The organism is Streptomyces sp. NPDC055140 (genome assembly GCF_053607285.1).
The window spans coordinates 1-1099 of the sequence record NZ_JBSGTG010000220.1 but is presented as its reverse complement, the minus strand read 5'-3'; the positions used below and the strand labels follow the sequence as shown (position 1 = coordinate 1099).

Sequence of the window (1099 nt, the reverse complement as noted above, 5' to 3'; positions counted from 1 at the left end):
CACCTGGCTGGATGCTCAACGTGACGCGATGGTCGACGATCTGGCCGCCTACACCTCCATGGAAAGCTCCAGCGACAACAAGGAGTGCCTGGCCGCCTGCCTCGACTGGTTGCGCGGCTGGCTCGACGCTATGCTCGGCGCCCCCGAGAGCGAGGAACTACTCCCGCGTGACGGCGCCGGGGACATCCTGATCCGCCGCTACGCCGGCACAGGCCCGTCGGCCGCCACCCCTGTGCTGCTCGTCGCCCACTACGACACCGTCTGGAGCACCGGCACACTCCGCGACTGGCCGTACCGGCGCGAGGACGACCGCATCAGTGGCCCTGGGGTCTTCGACATGAAGGCGGGGTTGGTCCAGGCGACGTGGGCGCTGCGCGCACTCAGGGAGCTGGATCTGCCGGTTCCGGCGTGCACGTTGCTGCTCAACGGGGATGAGGAGACCGGCAGCCAGGCATCCAGCGAGGTCATCGTGGCCGAGGCACGGGCGTCCAGGGCGGCACTCGTCTTCGAGGCGAGCGCCGACGGCGCGGTGAAGACGACCCGCAAGGGCGTGGGACTGTTCTCCCTGACCGTGCGGGGCGAGGAGGCGCACGCCGGCCTCGACCCGACGCGTGGCGCGAGCGCGGTCAACGAGATGGCCCGGCAGGTGCTCGCACTGGAGGGGATCGCCGCCCCGGCGGCCGGGACGACAGTCAATGTCGGTGTGCTGCGTGGCGGCACCCGCAGCAACGTCACCGCCGGTGAGGCGGTGGCACACCTGGATGTCCGGGTCGCGACCGCCGCCGAACGCGATCGGGTCGACGCCGCGCTAGCCGCCCTCGCCCCGGTCGACCCCCGGACAACTCTGAAACTGGACGGTGGCTGGAACCGCCCGGTCTTCGAGCGCACGGAGGGCGTCGGCCGACTCTTCGCCGTCGCCCGCGACTGCGCTGCGCCGCTCGGTCTCGACCTACGGGAGACCGCGGTGGGCGGTGCCAGCGACGGAAACTTCATCCTCGCCGCGGGCACTCCGGTACTCGACGGACTCGGCGCGGTAGGCGGCGGCGCCCACGCCCGCAGCGAGCACGTGACGCTGAGCGGAATGGTCGAGCGATCCGCA

At 71.5% G+C, this 1099-nt stretch carries 1 protein-coding gene; it reads left to right on the top strand.

The window, feature by feature from the left end:
* Nucleotides 1-1099, top strand: a 1099-nt coding sequence (locus ACWFR4_RS49150; protein ID WP_453658541.1) for a M20 family metallopeptidase, incomplete at both ends; no start/stop codon positions are given.